This is a genomic window from Microcystis sp. LSC13-02, from assembly GCA_002282935.1.
GTDB lineage: Bacteria > Cyanobacteriota > Cyanobacteriia > Cyanobacteriales > Microcystaceae > Microcystis.
This window is the reverse complement of sequence record MTBT01000164.1, coordinates 10698-13851: the sequence shown is the minus strand read 5'-3', so window position 1 is coordinate 13851 and position 3154 is coordinate 10698. Positions and strand designations below refer to the sequence as shown.

General features: G+C 41.6%; 4 protein-coding genes, 1 tRNA gene and 1 pseudogene. 2 read left to right on the top strand and 4 right to left on the bottom strand.

Annotation, left to right across the window (positions count from 1 at the left end):
- Positions 1 to 72, top strand: a pseudogene (locus tag BGL89_RS09945) (zinc ribbon domain-containing protein); the annotation flags it as partial.
- A 143-nt stretch (positions 73 to 215) separates the two neighbouring features.
- On the opposite strand, the gene rbp reads toward BGL89_RS09945, so the two are convergent.
- Positions 216 to 509 (bottom strand): RNA-binding regulator, encoded by a 294-nt coding sequence (gene rbp, locus BGL89_RS09940; RefSeq protein ID WP_286825581.1) that lies wholly within the window; start codon positions 507 to 509, stop codon positions 216 to 218.
- A gap of 221 nt (positions 510 to 730) precedes the next feature.
- Positions 731 to 985 (bottom strand): DUF3493 domain-containing protein, encoded by a 255-nt coding sequence (locus BGL89_RS09935; protein ID WP_286825580.1) that lies wholly within the window; start codon positions 983 to 985, stop codon positions 731 to 733.
- A gap of 59 nt (positions 986 to 1044) precedes the next feature.
- On the opposite strand from BGL89_RS09935, the gene BGL89_RS09930 reads away from it, so the two are divergent.
- Positions 1045 to 1116 (top strand) — tRNA-Thr (locus BGL89_RS09930).
- Between the two features lie 217 nt (positions 1117 to 1333).
- Here BGL89_RS09930 and BGL89_RS09925 read toward each other — a convergent pair.
- Together BGL89_RS09925 and BGL89_RS09920 are read right to left on the bottom strand one after the other, a co-directional pair.
- Entirely contained in the window at positions 1334 to 1837 is a 504-nt protein-coding gene (locus tag BGL89_RS09925) for a sll1618 family protein (RefSeq protein WP_286825579.1), read from the bottom strand.
- Positions 1838 to 1876: 39 nt separating this feature from the next.
- Positions 1877 to 2845: a DUF4351 domain-containing protein gene (locus BGL89_RS09920; RefSeq protein WP_286825578.1), complete on the bottom strand. Its 969-nt coding sequence runs from the start codon at positions 2843 to 2845 to the stop codon at positions 1877 to 1879.
- Positions 2846 to 3154: the final 309 nt, after the last annotated feature.

The window sequence follows — 3154 nt, the reverse complement described above, 5'->3', positions numbered from 1 at the left end:
CTAAGCTGTCTCGTTGAACAAGGAATTTCTAACAGCGATGGGTCAAGAATCCCCCGTCACAGCGTAGCTTGACGGTGGGAGTATGTCAATTGTTACCTTTTGGAGAGACTCAGACATTTAGATTTCTATTGGTTTTGAGCGGATCTGCGATCGCAATTGCCGACAAAAAAGGGTGAACGCTGTCCACCCTCCCACAATTATTCACAAAAAAAAGCTTAATAGCGTTTTTTTCTGTCACCACCACCACCATTGAAGGGCGCACGCTCTTCCCGATCGCGCGCCTGGTTAACTTTAATTGATCGTCCCATCCAGTCAGCACCATCCAGTGCCTCAATTGCGGCGGTTTCCTGGGCTTTACTTTCCATTTCCACGAAGGCGAAACCGCGTTTGCGGCCTGTCTCTTTGTCAACGGGAATATGAACCCTTTGAACCTTGCCATACTCTGCAAAAACGTCGTTTAGATCCTCTTGGGAAATCTCGTAAGAGAGATTACCAACAAAAATAGACATAATACTTGAATCCTCGATCAATACTCGAAACGGTGTGGAGACACAAAATTCAGGGAGAAGCCGAACAATACTAAAGTAAAAGACTTACCGGATTAATACTGAAAACGAACTTGAACACTAATCTTGACTCTCCCCCTCATCATAACACGAAAAGACTGGAGTTAATGTTAACTTTTATTCTCCGGGGAAAGAGACCGTTTTGGCTATCAGTCGCTACTCCCTCAACCCTGAGCTTTTTTTTCCCGACGAAATAACCAAATCATCAGGGCCACCACACCAGTTTGTAGGGCAAAATTGGGTAAAGCGGTGGCTACGTCCCTTGCTGCCGCTAATTGGGCCAGAAAAACCACCGCACCGATAAAACCAGAAGCACCTAAACCGAGATAGAGAAACTGCCGCAGCCCTCGGTAGGGATTGGCTGCTTCCGCTTTCAAGCGCGCGTATTTTTGGGGATCGAGTCGAGGGGATTTGCTCATAAAAAAATTTTTCTAGCTCTGTATCTATTGTCCGTGATATAATCGGAAATTGGCAATGTGCCGATGTAGCTCAGTGGTAGAGTAGTTGATTCGTAATCAATTGGTCGTGGGTTCAAATCCCATCATCGGCTTGGGGTTTTAGCTCCTAGAAGTTGACTAAGAAATACTGGTACAGTGGTTAAATGCCTTGATTTTGTTGCGGCTATGCCAAAACCCCCCTAGGCTAACGCCTTTGCTGGGGATTTGCTTAAATAAGCCATTTTAGCAGCAAACAAGAGGTAAAAGAGTTAATTGCTCGAACCGATCGCTCCCTATTTCGGGCCAAAGCTTTGGCCCGAAATTCGCTAGTTACTGAAGAAAAGGTTGAATAATTTCTGCGATCGCTTGACGTTGGTAATTGTCATATCCCCAGCGCTCTAGAAAGGCTTGATATTCTCCTTGTCCCGTGTTTAAACTGGTGGCTAATTGTTGTAATTTTTCCCCCAAGGCTGGCGATAATAACTGCTTAATTAGTTGACCAGTTTTTTCTTGGACTTTCTCAGAACCTTGGGCGTTTTCTTTATCTCCTTGACTGCGATGATAGATGACCATTGCCGTGGACATAGCCAGATTTTTGACTAATAATTCATTGACAAATATCGGGGAAGTTTTTAAAGCAGTGATTACTTCTAAACTAGGATATTCCCTATGGGATAAATCGCTGGTTAAGTAAGTAACAAAAAAACCTCTAGCTCCATTTTCTGTTGAGACTAACTCAGTAAATTTCTGAGTGATTGTCTTGGCATCTAAAAACTCAATTTGACTTAGTAAATCTTGAGTTTGTTGGATAGCATTTTCAAAGCTTATACTCATACCCATACCCAGCCTTCTGTGAAGTTTAAGAGAAAAATACTAAGCATCTAAAGCATTTAACCAATTAGTTAAATCCTCCACTGTCGAAAAATCAAATAAAGCTTCCCCCGCTCGTTCCAGATCATCAATATTCAAGGTCATAATCCGACTCTCTATATCCACATCAATATCTCCTAACTTACGTTTAATCAGACGAACAATTAGATTTCTTTCTCTTGCTAAACCCCGTTCTAAACCCCGTTCTAAACCCTGTTCTAAACCCTGTTCTAAACCCTGTTCTAAACCGCGGCGCATCCAACTGGTGGTAATCTGCATAACTCCCTCCTGTTCGGGTTGAATAAATGTGCTAATCTCCTGTTGAAATTCTATCTCCTCGGACGAGTTGAGATTGAGATAGGTATCGACAAAGCCTGAAATCAATTGCATTCTAGCAGCATCTAATCTTAATGTCACCAATAATCTTAGACATTGTGCCTTAACTTTTGCTCTATCCCGAGCGGCAATTTTCATCTTGGCCATCAAAGCGGCGGCGACGGGATTATCTTGATTGAGAAAATCTCGCCAATTCAAGCGATTTAACTGGACAACTTGATAGTTAAATTCTAACACTTTTAAGTCAGGAAACTCAATTTTGTATTGACGAATTGCTTCTTTTTGCGGACGATCATAGGAGAATATGACAATCGGATAAACTGGTAAGGCAAATTTTTGATGCAGACGAGCGAAATAAGTAAACATTCGCCGATTAAATTCCGGTTGAGAGCTAGACTGTGCTTCTAGATGAATTAAGAAAAATGATGATTGTCCTCGAAATTGAACTTGGGCGACTAAATCACTTTCATACTTTTCTCCTTCCGTGACATCGGTAAAGACTTCTTTGTCTAAAAATGTGATCTGATTAGGCTCTAAATAATTGATAATCTCAGGAAAAAACAACTGAATAAATTCAACAAAAAAAGTCGAAATTAATTCCTTAAATAAACGATCATGGTCAATAACATTATTCATACATAGCAGTTATCCTAATGGTGAGGTAGGAAGTTTTCGTTTTGGGTAGTCGGTCGCCGGCCGTCGATATCAAAATTAGGTTACACTTCATCTTTAGGAGAAAAGCGGTCAATTACTCGTTAACACTACACCAGAACAGGGAGCTGCGGAGAAGAATTCCGAGCATTTGTACTAAAATATCCAATAGACGGCTAACTGCTATATTTTCTGATGACGATATAAATAGGGTCTGCTGAAAAAGTTTTTCGGTGGTGGTAGGAGTCAGGAGTCAGGAGTCAGGAGTCAGGAGTTTCAGGCTTTGTTGCCCTT

Excerpts from the sequence above, each read along its gene's own strand:
- rbp (WP_286825581.1), bottom strand. The coding sequence starts at position 509 with ATGTCTATTTTTGTTGGTAATCTCTCTTACGAGATTTCCCAAGAGGAT.
- BGL89_RS09935 (WP_286825580.1), bottom strand. The coding sequence starts at position 985 with ATGAGCAAATCCCCTCGACTCGATCCCCAAAAATACGCGCGCTTGAAA.
- BGL89_RS09925 (WP_286825579.1), bottom strand. The coding sequence starts at position 1,837 with ATGAGTATAAGCTTTGAAAATGCTATCCAACAAACTCAAGATTTACTA.
- BGL89_RS09920 (WP_286825578.1), bottom strand. The coding sequence starts at position 2,845 with ATGAATAATGTTATTGACCATGATCGTTTATTTAAGGAATTAATTTCG.